Here is a 19,854-nt window from a genome sequence, read left to right as displayed (position 1 = left end):
TGTTTTTTAGAAATACAAAAACTATTTCATATGGAAAAACGATTTTTATTAATTGAAAAAATTTGAAAGGAATGGGGAATTGTGAAGAAATTAGATGTGCTCTTAATGCTACTGAGCGGCCTCTTTCCAATTGCAGGACTTACAAAGCAAATCCCTCTAGAACAATCTATATATATTGGAGGGCTTTTATTTTTTACTAGTTTCGGTAGTTATTTTGCTAAAAAGATGTATTCACGTATATGCAGCTGGATAGCGTATGCGCCATTTATAACATTACTGTTAGTTATTTGGCATCAGGATATTGCAACAAGCTCAATCATAGCAAATGCGAAAATTGCTGCATGTGTCGCGTTAATTCCATGTTTATTCCGTTTTCGTACATATGGACTTACTTTGGGCTTATTCTCATTATGGGCCGCTTTACTATGGGATATAAAAGAAGTACAGTCGTTAGTCATACTTGAACGCATAACGAGTTTAATGACAAGCCATTATGTATATATATTACTATTAATTGGAGGACTTGTAATAGGAGGATTACTCGCGATGTTCATTCACCGCAAAGAGAAAGATAATAATAAAGAAAATATAAATCTACTTGGACCAAAAAAGAAACACAAAAGATTATCATTTAAGATTCGTCTTCCAAGATTACCGAAATTAAGGATAAAACTATTTAAGTTTGGTGGAAAAGAATCTAAAAGTAAAATGCCAGAAAAAATCCATGAGTATAAGTACGAAGAACCAGTTGCAACATATGAAATGACAGAGCAAATAGATCCATACAAAGAAAATGCAGTTCAAGGTCAAACAAGGATGGAACGCCGAAGAAATAGGTATAATGCATAATGAAGTTTAATAACCCCGTAATGACTTATCTTAATATTGATGAATCATTACGGTTTTTTTATGTAATGAAATGAAGGTTGCTATTGCGGAGGGGAATAGCATATTTTATAGATAGGAACTAAAATAAGGGGAGGATAAAATGCTTATCATTACATATATATCTGTTTGTATATTATTCTTAGTTAGCTTTTTACATGTATATTGGGCTTTCGGAGGTAATTGGGGGACAAATAGTGTTATTCCAACTAAATCAGGGGAAAAGGCGTTTACACCTCGCGCCGGAATGACATTGTTCATTGCATTATTATTAAGTATGGCAGCAATAATTTTGTTGCAACAAGCAAAAATTTTTCATTTTGCAGTTCCTAATGTTATTATTCAAGTCGGTTCCTGGATTTGTATGATCGTCTTTTCTATTAGAGTAATTGGTGAGTTTAATTATTTTGGTATCTTTAAACGACAAAAAGATACACACTTTGCTAGAATGGATACCGGTTTATATATTCCACTTTGTGCATTTTTATCTTTATCTTTCTTATTAGCAATAATTTTGTGAGTAAATAATAGTAGCTGCTTTTCTCAAAATACATGTAAACGTGAGAAATCTAAGGGTAAATAAAAAGGATGTAAGCGCCTTCTTGTCGAAATGTAAATTATTATGAAAGGCGGTGACACTATGAAGTATGTAAAAGTTAGTATGAATGGTGGAAGTGAACATAAATTCTCAATGACTTTAGATCGGTTTGAAGAACTTATTACTGCAGAGAATGGGATATTAGAAAATAAATTAGTATGTATTGAAAATGTAATGATTAATCCTACTAATATATCTTCTGTAGTTGAAAAAATTGGTGTACCGGCTAAGTTTATGGAAGCTTAAAATGTTAGATAAAAAACATCCATTGGGGATGTTTTTTAATTTATAAATATGATAATCGTACAGTAAATATTTGAGTAGATTTTATAGCAATGACTATGCATATATTAAGTACCTGAACATGGTGCTTAATACATGCACGAAATAATAAGTACAAGCATATATTATGTAGTAGGACAAAATCTTCGTGTCCTACTTAATACTCAGAAAAAACCTCTAATCACATAAGAGCGGCCAATTGCAGGGTGCTCTTATTTTTTATGAAAATCTACTACGAGCCTTATTTTATAGTAGGATGCAATAATAAAGGGCTATTTTGAAATAGTGTTTTTTAGCCTTTAATTTTAAATTTATCTTTAACGTTAATAAATATTAAAAATAATATGATAGCAGAAATTAAGTTAGATAAGTAGAAATTTTGATGAAACAGTAGTTCAAAGATGACATCGAAAGTAACGAATAAGGCAATAGCAGGTAGTATGCAAATAAATATAAATCTCCAATTTTTTAAGTAATGTTTATAATTAGTAAGTACTTTCTCCATAAATATAGCTCCTATATTTTTGTTTTTATATAATTATACATTTAGATACAAAGATTTTCAAAGTGAAATATTTAGCAATTCAAAAATATAAGGAAAGCTTTTGTTGAAAATCCAGATTGCTGTAGCAATCTGGATTTGACTTTAAAGAACTATACTAAAATGATACACTATAATCTACGTTATTTTTGAAATGAATAGAGGGATTTGTGTGATAGATAAAATTAAAAATGCTGTAGAGGATATGTACGAAGATGAGGCTAAAGATTTACTTCAAAGTATTCTCATACAGTTAAACTTATTAGAAGAAAACTACAGTGAAGATACAATTAAAAATTTGATGGATATTCCGAAACAATTAACAAGTAATCCTACTTATAAAAGGAATGTAAAAGAAAGTACGCACATACATATTGCTTTTGATGATTCAACGGCTGGTTGCTTAAAATATATGTTAAGTCAAGAAGAATTATTTGAAGAGAGTGTTGTTGCTTTTTCGGAATTCTTTTCAATTGGACCGATATATAGGTTGCATACGAATGAGGGGCAACTAGCAAGACAGAAGTGGTTAATAAATAACTTAACTGCTTATGATAGTTATTTTGAAGAAGAATATTTATCAAGATTTATAGCAACTATAGAAGAACTACATACTATTCCTGTTGAAACGCCTATTACAATTTGGAAGGCTGATAATGCACATGAACATGTAGGCTTAAGTTTTGTAATGGCACAATTAAAGGATAAGAAAAACATTCGAGTTATTAATACGTCTGAAGCAAGTAGAGAAATATTAAAACAAGAGTATGATATTCGTGGAACGGGAGAATTACCACCTGAAAGTTTAGCTCTATTCCAAAAAAGTTTTATAAAGCTACCTTATTTAACTGAAGAGAAGCGCATGAAGTTTGAAAATGAGTGGGATAGATTATCGGAAAGCATAGAATGTTTAAGAGTTTGGAAAGAAAATGAAGTGCATTCTGTACAGGAAGATTATTTTGATCAATTTATAATTGAATGCGCCAAAAGTGTGGGTGCTGATCGAGAGTTCCTTAAAGCTCCTAGAGTAATTGGTGAAGCACTTGGTCTTGTTGAACAATTAGTTGGAGATACTTTCTTAGAATATCGCTTGAAACAATTAATTAAACAAGAAGTATTTGAATTTGAAGGTTCGTTAGATGAAATGCGTTTTTATAGTGTGAAGTTAAGGAAATAATAAACACATTCTATTTTTGAAAGGCTCGTATTTTTAATAATACGAGCTTTTTAAGTTGAATTTGGGCTATACATAAGCTTCCCAGAGAGGGCATATCACATATGAATGGTAAAGGTAATGAATGAAAAGAAGGTGATTTGTTAATATGTATAACCAACAAAATTATCCATATGATCAAGCGATGTATTATAATCCACAAAACTACGGGTATGAACCTACAAATGAAGTGAGAGATATTGAACAAGAAGATTACAGACCAGATGATGCAGAAGATGCTCCAACGTCACCACCACCGTCACAGGCGCCGTCGTTACCGTCTACATTTGCTTCTCCGGCACAACCAGGTAATATGAAATCATGGATGTGTAACTGTCTAGGAAGATGGGGCTATTTACGCTTACATCGTCCTGGTCCTTTCGGAAGGGACTTATGGTTTTTTCCGACTGAAGTGAGAAGAAATGGAGTGTCAGGTTACACGTGGCAAGGTGGTCGTCGTCGTAAAGTAAGTTATCGCTATCAACAAATTAGTAATTTTATGTGCTTCGCATAAAGAGAAGTGGGAGAGTGAAACGATTTTACTCTCTCACTTTTTAATTTTTCAATATACGAAGTAAGATTTTGATTAAAAATTTACAATTTTCACGTTTTTATTAGAGTATAATGCATATGTTGGGTTGGTTTTCAAAAACAAATGAGAGTGAGGGAATACAATGTCAATGAAAAACAAAGTTGGGTTAAGCATAGAGGATGGCATTAATTTAGCTTCAGCTCAGTTTAAAGAAGATGCGTATGAAATTTATAAAGAATCGCGAAAAAAACAACCTATATTATTTGTAAACCAAGTTGAAATCGGTAAAGAATGGCTCATTACTAGATATGAAGATGCTCTGCCACTTTTAAAAGATAATCGTTTAAAAAAAGATTGGACAAATGTGTTTTCTCAAGATATAAAGAACATGTATCTTTCCGTTGATAATAGTGACCACTTAACAACACATATGCTAAATTCAGATCCACCTAACCACAGTCGTTTACGATCTTTAGTTCAAAAAGCTTTTACACCGAAGATGATTGCACAATTAGACGGAAGAATTGAGAGAATAGCAGATGATTTGATAAGTGATATAGAGCGAAAAGGTACATTAAATCTTGTGGATGATTATTCATTTCCGTTACCAATTATTGTAATAAGTGAGATGCTCGGTATTCCAAAAGAAGATCAAGCGAAATTTAGAATTTGGTCTCATGCTGTTATTGCATCACCAGAAACACCTGAAGAAATAAAAGAGACCGAAAAACAACTATCTGAGTTTATTACATATCTTCAATATTTAGTTGATATTAAACGAAAAGAGCCAAAAGAAGACTTAGTGAGTGCTTTAATACTTGCAGAGAGTGAAGGGCATAAACTTAGCGCTCGGGAACTATATTCAATGATAATGCTATTAATTGTAGCAGGACACGAGACGACAGTGAATTTAATTACAAATACGGTATTAGCACTTCTTGAAAATCCAAATCAATTACAGTTATTAAAAGATAATCCAAAACTAATTGATTCGGCTATTGAGGAAGGATTGCGTTATTATTCTCCAGTTGAGGTTACAACTGCAAGATGGGCAGCGGAACCTTTTCAAATTCACGACCGAACAATCGAAAAAGGAGATATGGTTGTCATTGCCTTAGCTTCTGCAAACCGTGATGAAACTGTATTTGAAAACCCAGAAGTATTCGATATTACTCGGGAAAATAATCGTCATATTGCGTTTGGTCATGGTAGCCATTTCTGCTTAGGAGCTCCACTTGCGAGGTTAGAAGCAAAGATTGCTATTACTAATTTGTTTAATCGAATGCCTGAACTAAAAATAAAAGGGAATCGTGAAGAAATTAAATGGCAAGGTAACTATTTAATGCGTTCTTTAGAGGAATTGCCTTTAACTTTCTAGAATAGTTAAAAGGAGACATGCATACATCGAAAATGATTTACATAGAGTATGTATGTGTTATTTAAATTCGAAACGGAAGGGTGAAGACATCCCAATGATTAACTAATTCTATTTGTAAGAGATCTTCGTTAAAAAACGAAATATTCTTCTGAATAGGGTTAGTCTGTACATTTATAGAAAAGGGATGTATTTCGCTCTGCGAATATATAGTCTTTTTATATGATTTGTGCTGCCTCCTGTTCAGAACATGAAATAGGAGGCTTTTTTATGTCGACAAATGTAGTAACGAAACAAAACAATGGGGTATCACAAGTATTAAAAAATCGGTTTGTTCAAGGGATTTTAGCATCAGCATTATTTTTACAAATAGGAATATGGGTTCGAAACTTTGCGGTATTACTATATGTAATGGAAATGACAAAAGGTGATGCTTTTGCTATTTCGATGATTTCAGTTGCTGAATTCGCTCCAATTTTTATTTTTTCATTTATTGGCGGTACTTTTGCTGATAGGTGGAAGCCAAAGAAGACAATGATATGGTGTGAAACGTTAAGTTCCATTTCAGTATTCGCTGTATTAATTACGCTTATGTTTGGAACGTGGAAAATTGTGTTTTTTGTGACACTCATCTCTGCAATCCTTTCACAGTTTTCACAACCATCTGGAATGAAATTGTTTAAACAACATTTATCAACGGAACAAATTCAATTAGCAATGTCTATATATCAAACGATATTTGCAATATTTATGGTATTAGGACCAATACTAGGGACATTTATCTTTCATAGTTTTGGAATTTATATTTCAATCATCATAACAGGTATCTCGTTTTTACTTGCGGCAGTTGTATTGTTATTCCTTCCTAAAGATCTTGAAAACGACGTAGAAAAGAAAGGTATCACTCTGTTGCAGGAGATGAAGGATGGTATTAAGTATGTCAAAAAGAAAAAAGCATTAACTTTGCTAGGGCTTTGTTTTATGGCTGCAGGACTAGGTATAGGATTAATTCAGCCATTAGGTATATTTATTGTGACTGAGCAGTTAGGATTATCAAAAGAGAGTTTACAGTGGCTACTAACAGTAAATGGTGCGGGAATGATTGTTGGCGGAGCATTAGCAATGGTATTTGCGAAAAACGTTGCTCCGCAAAAGATGTTAATTATCGGTATGCTTGGTCAAGCAATTGGTATTGGCATTATAGGATATTCTACAAATTTATGGGTGACACTTACAGCGCAGCTTTTTAGTGGTTTAGCTCTTCCGTGTATCCAAATTGGTATTAATACGCTTATTATTCAAAATAGCGATACCGATTTTATAGGTCGTGTAAATGGTATTTTAAGTCCGCTTTTTACCGGTTCAATGGTAGTAACGATGAGTATAGCTGGCTCATTAAAAGAGATGTTTTCATTAAGTATGATGTATGAAGGGACGGCTTTACTTTTTATAATTGGATTATTGTTTATTTTACCTATATACAATTTAAAGCCAGTAATAGCGGTAGAAAGTGAAATAAGTGGTAAAGGAAGTGCCGTACAAAATGAATCCTAATCCAAATGTTAAATACCCTATTGAAGGAAATCAAAACGTTCAATTTATAAAAAATATAATAACAAAACCTAATATACTTGTTGGTGAATATTCTTATTATGATGCGAAAGATGGAGAAACATTTGAAGATCGAGTATTACATCATTATGAATTTCTTGGAGATCGCCTTAATATTGGAAAGTTTTGTTGTATTGCATCTGGAGTTAACTTTATTATGAACGGAGCCAATCATCGGATGGATGGATTTTCGGCATATCCATTTAATATATTTGGAAATGGGTGGGAGAAGTATACACCTAGTTTGTCTGATTTACCTTATAAAGGTGATACAGTTATAGGAAATGACGTTTGGATTGGTATGGATACAACAATTATGCCCGGAATAAAAATAGGGGATGGTGCAATCATTGCAGCTAAATCTGTTGTGACTAGAGACGTCGCACCATATACAATTGTTGGTGGAAACCCTGCAAATAAAATAAAAGAGAGATTTTCAAATGAAATAATTCAAGAATTATTGCAAATTCAATGGTGGCATTTTGATATTGAAAAAATAACTGGAAATATTGATGCTATTGTACGCGGAGATATTGAACCATTAAGAAAGCTAAAAAGGGAATGAAAAATGGATGACAAATAGTATCATACCTCCGAATTTTGTTAATGATAATAGAACAAGGAGGTGTGATACTATGGCACAAGACGTTTTATGTGAAGTAAACAACTGTAAATTTTGGGCGAACGGTAATAAATGTAGTGCAGAGGCAATTTACGTAGTAAGTCATAAAGGTAAACATGCATCTACAACGGAAGAAACAGATTGCAAAACATTCGATCCAGAAGTGTAAATTCTTTAAGGGTAGCCAAATCGTGGTTGCCCTTTTATTAATCATATTATTGATAATAAATATCATTTTCATTCATTAATTTTAGCTTTTTTTGTTATTTTTTCATATTTTCTTCATAAGTGATGTAATCCAACTCAATTCATGTTCAATTCGTGATTTACTAAATTCAATGACTTCAGTAATAAAGGGTGAGGTAACCTCTAGAGACTGAATAGCGGTAAGTTGATTATGTAGTACGTTTTGACGTACAGTCAAAATCTCTTTTCTAGCTTCATATTCAAGTTTTTCAAATAGCGCGATACGAACAAGAAATTCTGCATTATTTGTCGCAAGTTTTTCGGGAAACTCTCGTAACATTTCAGAAAAAATTTCTTCTCCTGTTTCTGTTATATCGTACATATTTCGGTTTGGTTTTCCAACTTGTTTATGTATTTTTTTCGTTATAGCACCCATATTTTCAAAGCGTCTAAGGGCAGGATAAAGCATGTTGTGATTTAATTCAAAATTCTCACCTAAACGATTTTGAACATTTTTTTTGATTTCATATCCATGTTTTGGTCCGGTCGTTAATTCTGCTAGTAGTAAAATGTCAACGTACATAAAAATCCCCCTTATATATTTCTCAAGTTCTCTAATGAAAAATCCCCTTTAGTATATGTTAAAATAACATATGATAGTTTATACAACTTTGAACTGCCGACCTATCACTTTTATTGTAAAAGAAAAGGGAGGAAAGAACTATGGCTTCACCTGAAAATGTTATTTTAGTTCATGAAATTTCAAAGCTGAAAACAAAAGAAGAATTATGGAATCCATATGAATGGTATCGTTTGATGAGGGATAATCACCCAGTTCATTATGATGAAGAGCAGGATGTATGGAATGTTTTTTTATATGATGATGTAAATCGTGTTTTATCAGATTATCGCTTATTTTCAAGTAGAAGGGAGCGCAGACAATTCTCAATCCCTCCTTTAGAAACTAGAATAAATATAAACTCTACAGATCCACCAGAACATCGCAATGTACGTTCCATTGTTTCTAAGGCATTTACTCCAAGAAGTTTAGAACAGTGGAAACCTCGAATACAGGCTATCGCAGATGAACTTGTACAACATATCGAAAAATGTAGTGAAGTTAATATCGTTGAACAGTTTGCTGCACCTTTACCTGTTACCGTTATTTCTGATTTATTAGGAGTCCCAACAACAGATCGTAAAAAAATTAAAGAATGGTCTGATATTTTATTTATGCCGTATAGTAAAGAAAAGTTTAATGATCTGGATGCTGAGAAAGGGATAGCATTAAATGAATTCAAAGCATACCTTCTACCGATTGTTCAGGAAAAGAGATATCATTTAACCGATGATATCATTTCTGATTTAATTCGAGCTGAATATGAAGGCGAAAGATTAACCGATGAAGAAATTGTAACCTTTTCATTAGGTTTACTAGCAGCTGGGAATGAAACCACTACAAATTTAATTATTAATAGCTTTTATTGCTTTTTAGTAGATTCACCTGGAATTTATGAAGAGTTAAGAAAAGAACCTAACTTAATTTCAAAAGCGATTGAGGAAGTATTACGCTATCGCTTTCCTGTTACATTAGCCCGGAGGATTACAGAGGATACAAATATATTTGGTTCTTTAATGAAAAAGGATCAGATGATTGTTGCGTGGGTTAGTGCAGCGAATTTAGACGAGAAAAAATTTTCACAAGCCTCTCAATTTAATGTACATCGAACAGGGAATGAAAAGCATTTAACCTTTGGGAAAGGTCCTCACTTTTGCTTAGGAGCACCACTTGCACGTTTAGAGGCTGAGATTGCATTAACTACCTTTATAAATGCTTTTGAAAAAATAGAGCTATCTCCATCTTTCTGTTTAGAAAAATGTATATTGGAAAATGAACAAACATTAAAATACTTACCTATTCGATTGAAAGCTAAATAAAAATCTTAACAAGGTGCATACATTTGCATCTTGTTTTTTGTTTCTCAATTGTGAGTTTTCGGTAATCACCTTAATATGGAATTGTATAAAACGTAGAGGAGGATTCTTATGTTGACTTGTAATGGAAGTAAATCATTTCAAAAGTTTATTAAAGGTGTTACAGATCTTATGGAAAACGGTTTATTTGAAGAAGAAATAGTGTGTGGCATTGAAAAGTTACTAGAAGAACTTTTAGAAAAGAAAACATGGCTTCCGTTAGATAAACAGAAGGCCAATTTGACTCAATATGCACGACATTTATTGTATGAAGATCCGCTCAAACGTTTTGAAGTACTAGCTCTCGTATGGAAAGATGGACAATCTACACCTTTACATGATCATGACGGCACATGGGGAGTAGAAGGCGTTTTTTCAGGAAGGATTATGGTGCAGAACTTTATACAAACGAAACAACTTGGAAATTCACTTGTTTATTTAACACATACAGGAAATCTTTATTTGGGAGAAGGAGAAACAGATAAAGTAATTCCACCAGCGGATTGTCATATTCTTGAAATTAGCAAAAATGAAGGCGTTATTACGATTCATGTCTATGGAAAACGGTTAGAAAAGTTTAAAGTATATATCCCAACTGAAGAAAAAAATGTGTACATGTGTGAGACAAAATACATTAGTTATAATTCATAGTTTAAAATCCAAAGCTTTTTTAAAAAGAAAAGCTTTGGATTTTATTTTTAATTATTTCTTGACCTGAAACGCTTTTCATAAATTATAAATAAGGAGTACCTCACGAGGATTGTATGAAAACGATACCTAATAATTAATTAGAACTCGTGTATTTATAGAAAGTGGTGAAGAAATAATGAAATTAATCGCAATTGATTTAGATGGAACTCTTCTTTCGGGGAATAAAATGATAAGTAAAGAAAATGCAGAAGCAATTCGAACATGTCAAGAAGCTGGCCATGTTGTAGCAATTTGTACAGGACGTTCTATTGTTGACATTGAGCGATTATTGTTAGAAGTTAATTTAGAGTGTCCAATCATTGCGGAAAATGGGGCTCTTATATATAAAGATAAAAAAATGATGAAGAGATATCCAATTCAAAATATGCAGGCACTTGAAATTGTAGAATATCTTGAAGAGAATGGTTTATATTATCAGCTTTATACTGATAAAGGTGTGTATGTACCGGATTATGGAGTAGAGAGTGTACGTAATGAAATTGAGTATGTGAAGAATTCAAAAGAAAATTTCGACTTGAAAGAGTTAGAAACAATCGCAGCATTATATCTTGAGCATACAGCGTTTCATAGTGCGGAAAGTTGTAAACCAATTGTAGAAACAGACATACATGTGCATAAACTATTACCATTTTCTTATGATATTGAGAAATTAAAAAAACTAAAAGAAACATTTCTTCATAATACAGATTTAGCAATTACATCTTCATATTGGCACAATTTAGAGATTAATCATCGAGATGCTCAAAAGGGGAATGGATTATATACTTTAGCAGAACATCTTGATATTCCGGTTGAAAACACTGTAGCGATAGGTGATGGACTAAACGATGTTTCTATGATGGAAAAAGCGAATATATCAATTGCAATGGGAAATGCAGTTGAAGAAATAAAAGCAATGTGTAAATACGAAACGTTATCAAATGAAGAACATGGTGTGGCACATGCTTTATATAAATATGTAATGTAATTAAAAAAAGAAAAAAGAATCCAAATGGATTCTTTTTTCTTTTTATTAGGGGTAAGGTATTCTATGAGATTCATAGAAGCCTTATTACATTTCATTATATAGAATATATTGGAATAAATGTGTATATTTTTCATAAAAATGTGAATATTTTATGAACTTTATACTTATTGCATGTTTATACCGCTATTAGTGACGCGTATGACTCTCAAGTGAAAATTCAGTGAATGTAAGGAGGAATTCAAGTTACCTAGACAATAAATGAGGAATGAACGAAATATATTCTTTTCTTGTTTTAATTGAAAAATAAAATTTGATCGAATAATTATTCTACAGCTATATACCTACACTAGCTTTCTTCGTATAATGGAGAAGTATGAATTTTAGATTTGTATTAATTTTACATATTGAGGTGAACAAAGAATGAATTCGCGGCTAATGGAACTTATTGATGTGAGTACAATAGAAACCATGGCAGAACAATTTTATAAATTAACTAACATATCACATCAACTTCTTGATGCTGAAAAAGAGTGTGTTTTTTCATTCGGAATGAATGAGATAAAAAAGAGTAAACTTCCAAAGATTGAAATCCCCATTTTCTTATACAATCAACATTTAGGATCTTTTGTTGTATGGTCCAAAAAAAGTGAAATTTTCAGTTGTCAAAAATACTTTGAAATGCTCTCAAGTTTAATTTTAGATGGTGCAATAAAGGTATTTCAAAGTAAAAATACAACGTTGCTTTCTCGGAAAGAGGAGGAACTACATACGATTTTACAAAACATGCCTGTTATGGTCGATGCGCTTGATTATAATGGAGATTTTGTTTTGTGGAACCGAGAATGTGAAATCGTAACAGGTTATACCGCTGAAGAAATAATTGGAAATCCAAATGCACTGCAATTATTGTATCCTGATCATAATTATCGCCATCAAATACAAAAGAAATTTTTAACTTGTGGAAAAAATTTCAGAGATTGGGAAATGCACTTAACATGTAAAAATGGTGAAATCAAAACAATAATGTGGTCGAATATATCAGAACAGTTTCCTGTAACAGGATATAGTTATTGGGCTGTTGGTGTAGATATTACGCATTTAAAAGCGATAGAAGAGCAGTTAAAACAACAAACATCTGAACTGGAATTAATTTTTAAAGCTTTACCAGATTTATGTTTCTTAACAGAAGATGATGGCACGATTATTGATTACAAGGCAGGATCTCCTACGAAGTTTTACGTACCCGCAGAAGCTTTTATGGGAAAAAAGTTTTACGAAGTATTACCATCTTCAGTAGCGCAGCAGTTTCAGGAAGCCATTAATCAAGTGAAGGAAAAAGGAACGAATGTAATTGTAGAATATCCACTCACACTTAATGGAAGTATTGATTTCTTTGAAGCTAGGTGCTTACCATTATTACGTGATAAAATTATGATTATTGTACGCGACATTACAGAGCGAAAAAAGACAGAAGAATTGTTAAACAAATCAGATACGCTTGCAGCAATTGGTCAATTAGCAGCTGGCGTGGCTCATGAAGTAAGAAATCCTTTAACTGTAATTAAAGGTTTTATACAGTTATTCCAAATTAATAAAGAAGATCAAGAAAGATATTTTGATCTTATGCTTTCTGAAATTGAAAGGATAGAAGCAATCCTACAAGAATTTCTATCAATCGCTAAAACAGATGAGATAAATACAGAAAAGAAAAATATTTATCAAATTTTTAAAAATGTCGTATCGTTAATGAATACAAAAGCAATTATGACAAATATTCAAGTTGAACTTTTTACGGGTGACAAAGATATAATTATTGAATGCTCAGAAAATCAATTGAAACAAGTATTTATTAATATTTTGCAAAATTCAATCGAAGCTATGCCAAATGGTGGGGGAATTTCAATTCACATAAAAGAAATAAATGATGATGGTGTCATTATTCATGTAATAGATGAAGGAATAGGAATACCTGAAGAAAGAATTAAGAGATTAGGTGAACCTTTTTATAGTACGAAAGAAAAAGGGACTGGTATTGGATTAATGTTAAGTTATAAAATTATTGAAAGTCATCAAGGGACAATTAGTATCATGAGCGAGGTTGGGGTCGGGACAACAGTAACTATTTACTTACCGAAAGTACTAAATAAACAATCTCTTTCTAATTGTGACGACAAATGTATAGCGATACGCATTAGTAGTAATTCTTAAATCAATTAATACCCAATAACAAAGCGATTAGTGAAAACTAAGCTTTTTGTTATTGGGTATTTTTTATATTTAATTTAGTAAACTTTACCTTTTCTTTACCTTTGTTTTAATTTCTATTAAGTTTTAAACATTATATTAATATTTGTACAAAGCAATGTATAGAAATTGTACATTACTTTTAATATAGAAATGTGATTGTTATTTGAAATATTGTAAGGAGGAGATTATGACAAAGTGAAAAAGCAAGAGAAGAAAAGTGGTAGAGTAGTACCTCTCCGGTTAAATATTTTATTCCTTTGTGTATTTTTATTATTTTCTGGCATTATTATTCAGTTAGGGAAAGTGCAAATTTTTGATGGAGAAACATATAAAAATGAAGTAGAGAAGAGAGAAAATGCAACCGTGGGCCTTTCTGTACCACGTGGGAAAATATTTGATCGTGAAGGAAATCCAGTAGTTGATAATAAGTCTTTACGTACGATTACATATACTAAGGTGAAAGGTGTAAAACAAGAAGAAATATTAAAATCAGCAAGACAACTTGCAGATATTATTGAAATGCCACAAGAAGATATAGATAAGTTAACTGAGACTGATAAGAAAGACTTTTGGATGCAATTAAATCCAGAACTTGCTCAAGACTTAGTATCAAAAAAAGAAATAGATAAGTTCCGAGATAAGGATATTACCGGAAAAGAGCTAGACAAAAAAATAGAAGATTTAAAAAGGAAACGCGTTACAGATAAAAATCTTCAAGAACTAACGGCTAAAGATATAGAAGTGTTAGCTATTAAAAGTAAAATGACCTCAGGTTTTCAAATGGCACCTCAAATTATTAAAAAGGACGTTAGTGAACAGGAATATGCGGTGATTAGTGAAAATTTAGCGAACCTTCCAGGAGTAGACGCATCAGTTGATTGGGAGAGAATCTATGTAAATGATGGATTATTCCGTTCTGTCCTTGGTAACGTTTCAAATGCTGATGAAGGATTGCCACGTGAACGATTAGATTATTATTTAGTGCGTGATTATAGCCGAAATGATAGGGTCGGCAAAAGTTATATCGAACAGCAATACGAAGATGTACTTCATGGTACAAAAAAAGAAGTAAGAAGCATTGCTGATAAACAAGGAAATACTATTAGAACGGAAACCGTTTCGGAAGGAAAAAGCGGTAAAAATTTAACTTTAACAATAGATATGGAATTGCAAAAAAAAGTAGAGGAGAGCATAGAAAAAATATTAAAACAATATAAAGGATCAGAATCAATGTTAGACCGTGCTTTCGTAGTGATGATGAATCCTAAAAATGGCCAAGTATTATCAATGGCTGGGAAAAGGCTTGTAGAAAAAGATGGGAAAATGGAAGTAGAAGATTATGCTTTAGGCACGCTGACAAGTTCATATGAGCTTGGATCAACGGTTAAAGGTGCGACAGTGTTAACAGGGTTTGAAACAAATGCAATAACTCCTGGGACACATTTTTATGATGCACCTATGAAGTTTAAAGGAACTAAGGAAAAGAAGTCTTGGAAAAATTTTGGTGATATAGACGATCTAAGAGCGTTACAAGTTTCTTCAAACGTTTATATGTTTAATATAGCATTAAAAATTGCTGGTGTGGATTATGTGAAAAATAGTTCACTAGATATTAAACAAGAATATTTTGATAAAATGAGATATTATTTCAGGCAATTTGGACTAGGCGTACAAACTGGTATTGATTTACCGAATGAAACTGCAGGACAAATTGGAAGAAAAGATAATCAGCCTGGTTTCTTATTAGATTATTCTATTGGACAATATGATACATATACACCACTTCAGCTTGCACAATATATTTCGACTATCGCAAATGGAGGGTATCGAATGAAACCACAAATTGTTCAAGAGATTAGAGAACAAACCGTTCAAAAAGATGAGGTTGGTAAAGTAGTACAATCAATAGAACCCGTTGTTTTAAATAGAATCGATATGAAACAAGAATATATTAATCAAGTAAAAGAAGGATTTAGAAAAGTATTTCAAGAAGGAGATGGAACGGGAGTAAGAGCGTTCCAAAAAGCACCATATAAACCAGCTGGTAAAACAGGGACCGCACAAACTGTATATGGTGGAGAAAATGAAATTGGGCGAAATGCGAAAGGCGATCGTAGAGAATGTTATAACTTAACATTAGCTGGATATGCGCCATATGATGATCCAGAAGTATCATTTTCTGTTGTAGTACCGTGGGTTGAAAATGATAAATCGGGCATTAACTCCGATATTGGAAAAGAAGTTTTAGATGCTTATTTTGATTTGAAAAATAAGCGATTAACTGGTGAAGCGCCAAAAACAGATGCCTCTAAAGAGAATTAAAACGGACGAAACGTCTCTAGCATTCATGTGAACTAGAGGCGTTTTTATCTGGGAATAGATTAGAAATGAGGTATATATGAAGCTGTTTATTCTAAAATATTGGAGGAACATATGTAGCTACATATTAATTATAATAGGGGTTATTTTTATTAATAAGTCCTTTTTATTTTGTATGGTAGAAGGAATTTCGATGCAACCTAATTTGAATGAAAAAGATTATATACTTGTTAATAAGGTAAACGTCTGTTTATCGTCTTTTCATCATGGAGATGTTGTCATTATAAAAAAAGAAGACGAGCCTACTTACTATGTGAAACGAATTATTGGATTATCGGGGGATAATATACAACTAAAAAAGATGAGGTATTTATTAACGGTAAAAAGCGTGATGAGTCGTATATAAATTTAGATATATCACAAGTATCCAATCGTTTTTCAAATTTTAGAGAAATAAAAGTTCCTACGCATAAATTATTTGTGTTAGGTGATAATCGTAATCATAGTAAAGATAGTAGGAATACACTTGGACTTATTGATGAGTCAAATATAATAGGTAAAGTAGAAATGGTATTTTATCCATTTGATCATATAAAATGGATAAAATAATTCTATTAACTATTCACGTTTTATAAAATCAATCATATATTAATAGCATAGGACAAGCAGAAAAGCTTGTTCTAACCTCACAGAACACTCCTTATCACGGTTAGGCATCTACATAGGTAGATGCTTTTTTTATGTTGATGACTGAAAATTATTTATCAATATAATGTAGCAAGCATATTAGGACTATTAGGGGAAGATTACTTGTACAAATAACAGTATGCTTAATTAAAACAATGAAATGTAAGGAGTGAGGAATAAGTGCTAAATATTTTAGTGGTTAATTTTCCAGCAGAGGGACATGTAAACCCTACATTAAATTTAGTAAAAGCTTTTACTAAACGAGGGGATAACGTACATTATATTACAACGGCAAACTTTAAGGATAGAATTGAAGATTTAGGAGCTACTGTACATATTCATCCGGATCTATTAAAAGAGATTTCTATTGATGCTGAAACCTCATCTGGGTTAAATGCTTTCTTTCATGTGCATGTTCAAACTTCTTTATATATATTAGAAATTACGAAACAATTATGTGAAAGTATAAATTTTGATTTCGTAATTTATGATATATTTGGCGCAGGAGAGTTAGTAAAGGAGTATTTACAAGTTCCAGGTGTAGTGTCCTCACCTATATTTTTAATTCCGCCACAATTTTTGAAGACATTACCTTTTCATCCAAATGCAGATATGCCATTCCAACCAGAGGAAATCTCTGAAAAATTACTAAATCAGATGGAACATAAATTTGGAGTAAAACCAAAGAATAATCTTCAATTTATGAATAATAAGGGTGATGTTTGTCTCGTATACACAAGTCGTTATTTCCAACCTAATAACGAATCGTTCGGAGAAAATAACATTTTTATTGGACCGAGTATTTCAAAGCGTAAAACAAATATAAAGTTTCCACTGGAATCACTTAAAGAAAAGAAAGTTATTTATATTTCAATGGGAACACTGCTTGAAGGACTCGAACCATTCTTTAATACTTGTATTGATACTTTTTCAGATTTTGATGGGATAGTTGTAATGGCAATTGGTGATAGAAATGATATTTCTAAAATTAAGAAAGCACCAGATAATTTTATAATTGCTCCATACGTACCTCAATCAGAAATATTAAATGAAGCAGATGTTTTTATTACACATGGCGGTATGAATAGCGTACACGATGCCATTCATTATAATGTCCCATTTGTAATAATACCGCATGATAAAGACCAGCCTATGATAGCGCAAAGACTAACTGAGCTTGAAGCGGCACATAGACTATTGAAAGAACATGTTAATGTGCACACTTTAAAAGAGGCCGTAACAGATGTTCTTTCAAATGAAAAGTATAAACATGGTATAAGAAAACTTAATGATAGCTTTTTAGAATGTGGTGGTTCAAAAGAAGCAATTGCAGTTATTGAATCTCTTTTAAATAAAGTAAAACTTTAATCGGTAGGGATTTTACTACCCATAAATAGCGGGATAAATAGTCGTAACTGTATACAAGCATAGAGGTTCTCACCTTTATGCTTGTATATTCTTATCCAGCAAATTGCACAGCAGTATTTGCATGTAAAAAAGCAGTATCAAAAACGGGAACAGTAAGATCATTTTGGGAGATGAGTAAAGGTATTTCAGTACAGCCTAATAATATACCTTCAGCGCCGTTTTGAATTAATGATTTTGTAATTTGTAATAACTTTTCTTTAGATGTTTCTGAAATGATCCCTCTACTTAATTCATCTAATATGACATGGTGGATAAAGGTTCTTTCCTCTTCATTTGGGATAATTGTCTTAATGTTATATTTCGCTAATCGTGATTTATAGAAATCTTGCTCCATCGTTTGTTTTGTTCCTAATAGTCCGATACGTTTTATATTCTGTTCTACCATTTCTTTAGCACTTACATCACCAATGTGAAGAAGCGGGATAGATATTGCTTGTTCTACCTCCTCGGCAAATAGATGTACAGTATTTGAACACATTAATAAACATTCAGCCCCAGATTTTTCAACTTTCTTTGCAACTGTAACTAGTTCATTTTTCACTTCTTCATATTGATGGTTTTGTAATAAAGTAGTTACTTCACCAAAATCCATACTATATAAAACTAACTTTGCATTTTGATCGTATTGAGAGAGTGTAAGTGTATTAATATGTTTATAGTATAATGATGTAGATTCCCAACTTAATCCTCCAATCAAACCAATAACTTTCATAATGCATTCCTCCCGAAACGATTTTGAATTTATTATTTCATAATTCCGATAAGAATACAATGATTTAAATGATCTATTTAACAAAAAATAAAAATAGTAAGAAAAGTGTTGAAATTTACATTCTTTAGTGCCATAATACGAATTACAAATTAATACTTATCCAGAGAGGTGGAGGGAACGGCCCTAAGAAACCTCAGCAACCCCTATGTAATTTTATAGGAAGGTGCTAATTCCGCAGAGGACACGATGTGTTTTTTGAAAGATAAGAGGATTCTTGAACGTGAAAGAAAATGACCTCTTATGTAAGAGGTCATTTTTTGGTTGTATAGAAAGGGAGTGTCGATGCATAATTCATTTTTAAATTAAATATAGAGTAATAAAAGTTGACTAATATGAGAGGGGAATTGTCATGAACAAATTATCAACAAAGTTAGTAGTAGCAATCGGTATTGGAGCAGCATTATACGGGATATTAGGACTTTGGGGATTTTCTATTGCACCGAATACATTTATTAAACCAGCATTAGCTATATTAACTGTTTTTGGAGCATTATTTGGTCCAGTGGCAGGACTGTTAATCGGACTTATCGGTCATACCGTAACAGATACGATTGCTGGATGGGGGATTTGGTGGGGCTGGGTTATTAGTTCAGGGATTATTGGTTTTTCGATGGGTCTTATTCAAAAAAGAGTTGGTTTTAGTGTGAAAAACGGGTCGTTTAACAAGGGGCATATTTCTTATTTAGCAATTACTGGATTAGTTGGTATTGTCATTGCTATTATATTTGCTGGGGCATTCGATATTATTGTGATGGGAGAACCATTTGACAAAATTGTTATACAAGTATTAGGAGCAACAATTTCCGATGTTATCGTTTTCTTAGTAGTTGGATTGCCACTTACAATTGGCTTGGCAAAATCTAATAAGAAACATACACATTTAAAAATTGAAAAGTAGGGATGT

At 32.2% G+C, this 19,854-nt stretch carries 19 protein-coding genes, 1 pseudogene and 1 riboswitch; of the genes and pseudogenes, 17 read left to right on the top strand and 3 right to left on the bottom strand.

Features of this window, described 5'->3' with window-relative positions; genetic code table 11:
• Positions 1-81 precede the first annotated feature (81 nt).
• From DN400_RS17245 to DN400_RS17235, 3 genes are all read left to right on the top strand, one after another.
• Entirely contained in the window at positions 82-849 is a 768-nt protein-coding gene (locus DN400_RS17245; RefSeq protein WP_000732179.1) for a DUF3959 family protein, read from the top strand.
• A gap of 139 nt (positions 850-988) precedes the next feature.
• Entirely contained in the window at positions 989-1,405 is a 417-nt protein-coding gene (locus DN400_RS17240; RefSeq protein ID WP_000905591.1) for a DUF3995 domain-containing protein, read from the top strand.
• A 120-nt stretch (positions 1,406-1,525) separates the two neighbouring features.
• Positions 1,526-1,729: a hypothetical protein gene (locus tag DN400_RS17235; RefSeq protein ID WP_000878368.1), complete on the top strand. Its 204-nt coding sequence runs from the start codon at positions 1,526-1,528 to the stop codon at positions 1,727-1,729.
• Between the two features lie 328 nt (positions 1,730-2,057).
• Here the strand turns inward: DN400_RS17235 and DN400_RS17230 are convergent, their stop codons facing one another.
• A complete protein-coding gene (locus tag DN400_RS17230; RefSeq protein ID WP_000416826.1) occupies positions 2,058-2,270 on the bottom strand; it encodes a hypothetical protein in 213 nt (70 codons plus the stop codon).
• Between the two features lie 208 nt (positions 2,271-2,478).
• On the opposite strand from DN400_RS17230, the gene DN400_RS17225 reads away from it, so the two are divergent.
• The 6 genes from DN400_RS17225 (at position 2,479) to DN400_RS17195 (ending at position 7,828) form a co-directional block, all read left to right on the top strand.
• A complete protein-coding gene (locus DN400_RS17225; RefSeq protein WP_000565684.1) occupies positions 2,479-3,483 on the top strand; it encodes a DUF1835 domain-containing protein in 1,005 nt (334 codons plus the stop codon).
• Between the two features lie 145 nt (positions 3,484-3,628).
• A complete protein-coding gene (locus tag DN400_RS17220; protein ID WP_000282687.1) occupies positions 3,629-4,033 on the top strand; it encodes a hypothetical protein in 405 nt (134 codons plus the stop codon).
• Positions 4,034-4,193: 160 nt separating this feature from the next.
• Positions 4,194-5,429: a cytochrome P450 family protein gene (locus DN400_RS17215; protein WP_089171126.1), complete on the top strand. Its 1,236-nt coding sequence runs from the start codon at positions 4,194-4,196 to the stop codon at positions 5,427-5,429.
• A 267-nt stretch (positions 5,430-5,696) separates the two neighbouring features.
• Positions 5,697-6,980, top strand: a complete 1,284-nt coding sequence (locus tag DN400_RS17205; protein ID WP_000106403.1) for an MFS transporter — start codon at positions 5,697-5,699, stop codon at positions 6,978-6,980.
• On the top strand, positions 6,970-7,602 hold the full coding sequence (locus DN400_RS17200; RefSeq protein ID WP_001069253.1) for a Vat family streptogramin A O-acetyltransferase: 633 nt from the start codon (positions 6,970-6,972) through the stop codon (positions 7,600-7,602). The genes DN400_RS17205 and DN400_RS17200 overlap by 11 nt, the downstream gene beginning before the upstream one ends.
• Before the next feature lie 70 nt (positions 7,603-7,672).
• Entirely contained in the window at positions 7,673-7,828 is a 156-nt protein-coding gene (locus DN400_RS17195) for a DUF1540 domain-containing protein (protein ID WP_000046095.1), read from the top strand.
• Positions 7,829-7,930: 102 nt separating this feature from the next.
• Here DN400_RS17195 and DN400_RS17190 read toward each other — a convergent pair whose 3' ends face one another.
• Positions 7,931-8,428, bottom strand: coding sequence for a PadR family transcriptional regulator (locus tag DN400_RS17190; protein ID WP_000289121.1), 498 nt, complete (start codon positions 8,426-8,428; stop codon positions 7,931-7,933).
• A 140-nt stretch (positions 8,429-8,568) separates the two neighbouring features.
• Between DN400_RS17190 and DN400_RS17185 the strand changes: the two genes are divergently transcribed.
• The 7 genes and pseudogenes from DN400_RS17185 (at position 8,569) to DN400_RS17155 (ending at position 18,118) form a co-directional block, all read left to right on the top strand.
• Entirely contained in the window at positions 8,569-9,783 is a 1,215-nt protein-coding gene (locus tag DN400_RS17185) for a cytochrome P450 (RefSeq protein WP_000168014.1), read from the top strand.
• A gap of 108 nt (positions 9,784-9,891) precedes the next feature.
• Positions 9,892-10,470, top strand: coding sequence for a cysteine dioxygenase family protein (locus DN400_RS17180; protein ID WP_147801774.1), 579 nt, complete (start codon positions 9,892-9,894; stop codon positions 10,468-10,470).
• A 175-nt stretch (positions 10,471-10,645) separates the two neighbouring features.
• Positions 10,646-11,497 (top strand): Cof-type HAD-IIB family hydrolase, encoded by an 852-nt coding sequence (locus tag DN400_RS17175; protein WP_016512748.1) that lies wholly within the window; start codon positions 10,646-10,648, stop codon positions 11,495-11,497.
• 420 nt (positions 11,498-11,917) lie between these two features.
• Positions 11,918-13,705, top strand: a complete 1,788-nt coding sequence (locus DN400_RS17170) for a PAS domain-containing sensor histidine kinase (RefSeq protein WP_001088550.1) — start codon at positions 11,918-11,920, stop codon at positions 13,703-13,705.
• Positions 13,706-13,939: 234 nt separating this feature from the next.
• A complete protein-coding gene (locus DN400_RS17165) occupies positions 13,940-16,066 on the top strand; it encodes a peptidoglycan D,D-transpeptidase FtsI family protein (protein ID WP_098256248.1) in 2,127 nt (708 codons plus the stop codon).
• Between the two features lie 76 nt (positions 16,067-16,142).
• Positions 16,143-16,672: pseudogene (gene lepB / locus DN400_RS17160) on the top strand (signal peptidase I).
• 258 nt (positions 16,673-16,930) lie between these two features.
• A complete protein-coding gene (locus DN400_RS17155) occupies positions 16,931-18,118 on the top strand; it encodes a macrolide family glycosyltransferase (protein WP_098256249.1) in 1,188 nt (395 codons plus the stop codon).
• 91 nt (positions 18,119-18,209) lie between these two features.
• On the opposite strand, the gene DN400_RS17150 is transcribed toward DN400_RS17155, so the two are convergent.
• Positions 18,210-18,890 (bottom strand): aspartate/glutamate racemase family protein, encoded by a 681-nt coding sequence (locus DN400_RS17150; RefSeq protein WP_000864396.1) that lies wholly within the window; start codon positions 18,888-18,890, stop codon positions 18,210-18,212.
• Positions 18,891-19,043: 153 nt separating this feature from the next.
• A riboswitch (SAM riboswitch) is annotated at positions 19,044-19,159 on the top strand.
• Positions 19,160-19,299: 140 nt separating this feature from the next.
• Here DN400_RS17150 and DN400_RS17145 point away from each other — a divergent pair.
• Positions 19,300-19,848, top strand: a complete 549-nt coding sequence (locus tag DN400_RS17145) for an ECF-type riboflavin transporter substrate-binding protein (RefSeq protein ID WP_001038211.1) — start codon at positions 19,300-19,302, stop codon at positions 19,846-19,848.
• The last annotated feature ends 6 nt before the right edge of the window (positions 19,849-19,854 follow it).

The organism is Bacillus sp. AR8-1, from assembly GCF_008042345.1.
Taxonomy (GTDB): Bacteria; Bacillota; Bacilli; order Bacillales; family Bacillaceae_G; genus Bacillus_A; species Bacillus_A cereus.
Note: the sequence above shows the minus strand (reverse complement) of the source record. Positions and strands in the feature narration are given on the sequence as shown.

Excerpts from the sequence above, each read along its gene's own strand:
- DN400_RS17220 (WP_000282687.1), top strand. The coding sequence starts at position 3,629 with ATGTATAACCAACAAAATTATCCATATGATCAAGCGATGTATTATAAT.
- DN400_RS17175 (WP_016512748.1), top strand. The coding sequence starts at position 10,646 with ATGAAATTAATCGCAATTGATTTAGATGGAACTCTTCTTTCGGGGAAT.
- DN400_RS17195 (WP_000046095.1), top strand. The coding sequence starts at position 7,673 with ATGGCACAAGACGTTTTATGTGAAGTAAACAACTGTAAATTTTGGGCG.
- DN400_RS17185 (WP_000168014.1), top strand. The coding sequence starts at position 8,569 with ATGGCTTCACCTGAAAATGTTATTTTAGTTCATGAAATTTCAAAGCTG.
- DN400_RS17215 (WP_089171126.1), top strand. The coding sequence starts at position 4,194 with ATGTCAATGAAAAACAAAGTTGGGTTAAGCATAGAGGATGGCATTAAT.
- DN400_RS17205 (WP_000106403.1), top strand. The coding sequence starts at position 5,697 with ATGTCGACAAATGTAGTAACGAAACAAAACAATGGGGTATCACAAGTA.
- DN400_RS17200 (WP_001069253.1), top strand. The coding sequence starts at position 6,970 with ATGAATCCTAATCCAAATGTTAAATACCCTATTGAAGGAAATCAAAAC.
- DN400_RS17190 (WP_000289121.1), bottom strand. The coding sequence starts at position 8,428 with ATGTACGTTGACATTTTACTACTAGCAGAATTAACGACCGGACCAAAA.
- DN400_RS17235 (WP_000878368.1), top strand. The coding sequence starts at position 1,526 with ATGAAGTATGTAAAAGTTAGTATGAATGGTGGAAGTGAACATAAATTC.
- DN400_RS17145 (WP_001038211.1), top strand. The coding sequence starts at position 19,300 with ATGAACAAATTATCAACAAAGTTAGTAGTAGCAATCGGTATTGGAGCA.
- DN400_RS17180 (WP_147801774.1), top strand. The coding sequence starts at position 9,892 with ATGTTGACTTGTAATGGAAGTAAATCATTTCAAAAGTTTATTAAAGGT.
- DN400_RS17240 (WP_000905591.1), top strand. The coding sequence starts at position 989 with ATGCTTATCATTACATATATATCTGTTTGTATATTATTCTTAGTTAGC.
- DN400_RS17150 (WP_000864396.1), bottom strand. The coding sequence starts at position 18,890 with ATGAAAGTTATTGGTTTGATTGGAGGATTAAGTTGGGAATCTACATCA.
- DN400_RS17170 (WP_001088550.1), top strand. The coding sequence starts at position 11,918 with ATGAATTCGCGGCTAATGGAACTTATTGATGTGAGTACAATAGAAACC.
- DN400_RS17230 (WP_000416826.1), bottom strand. The coding sequence starts at position 2,270 with ATGGAGAAAGTACTTACTAATTATAAACATTACTTAAAAAATTGGAGA.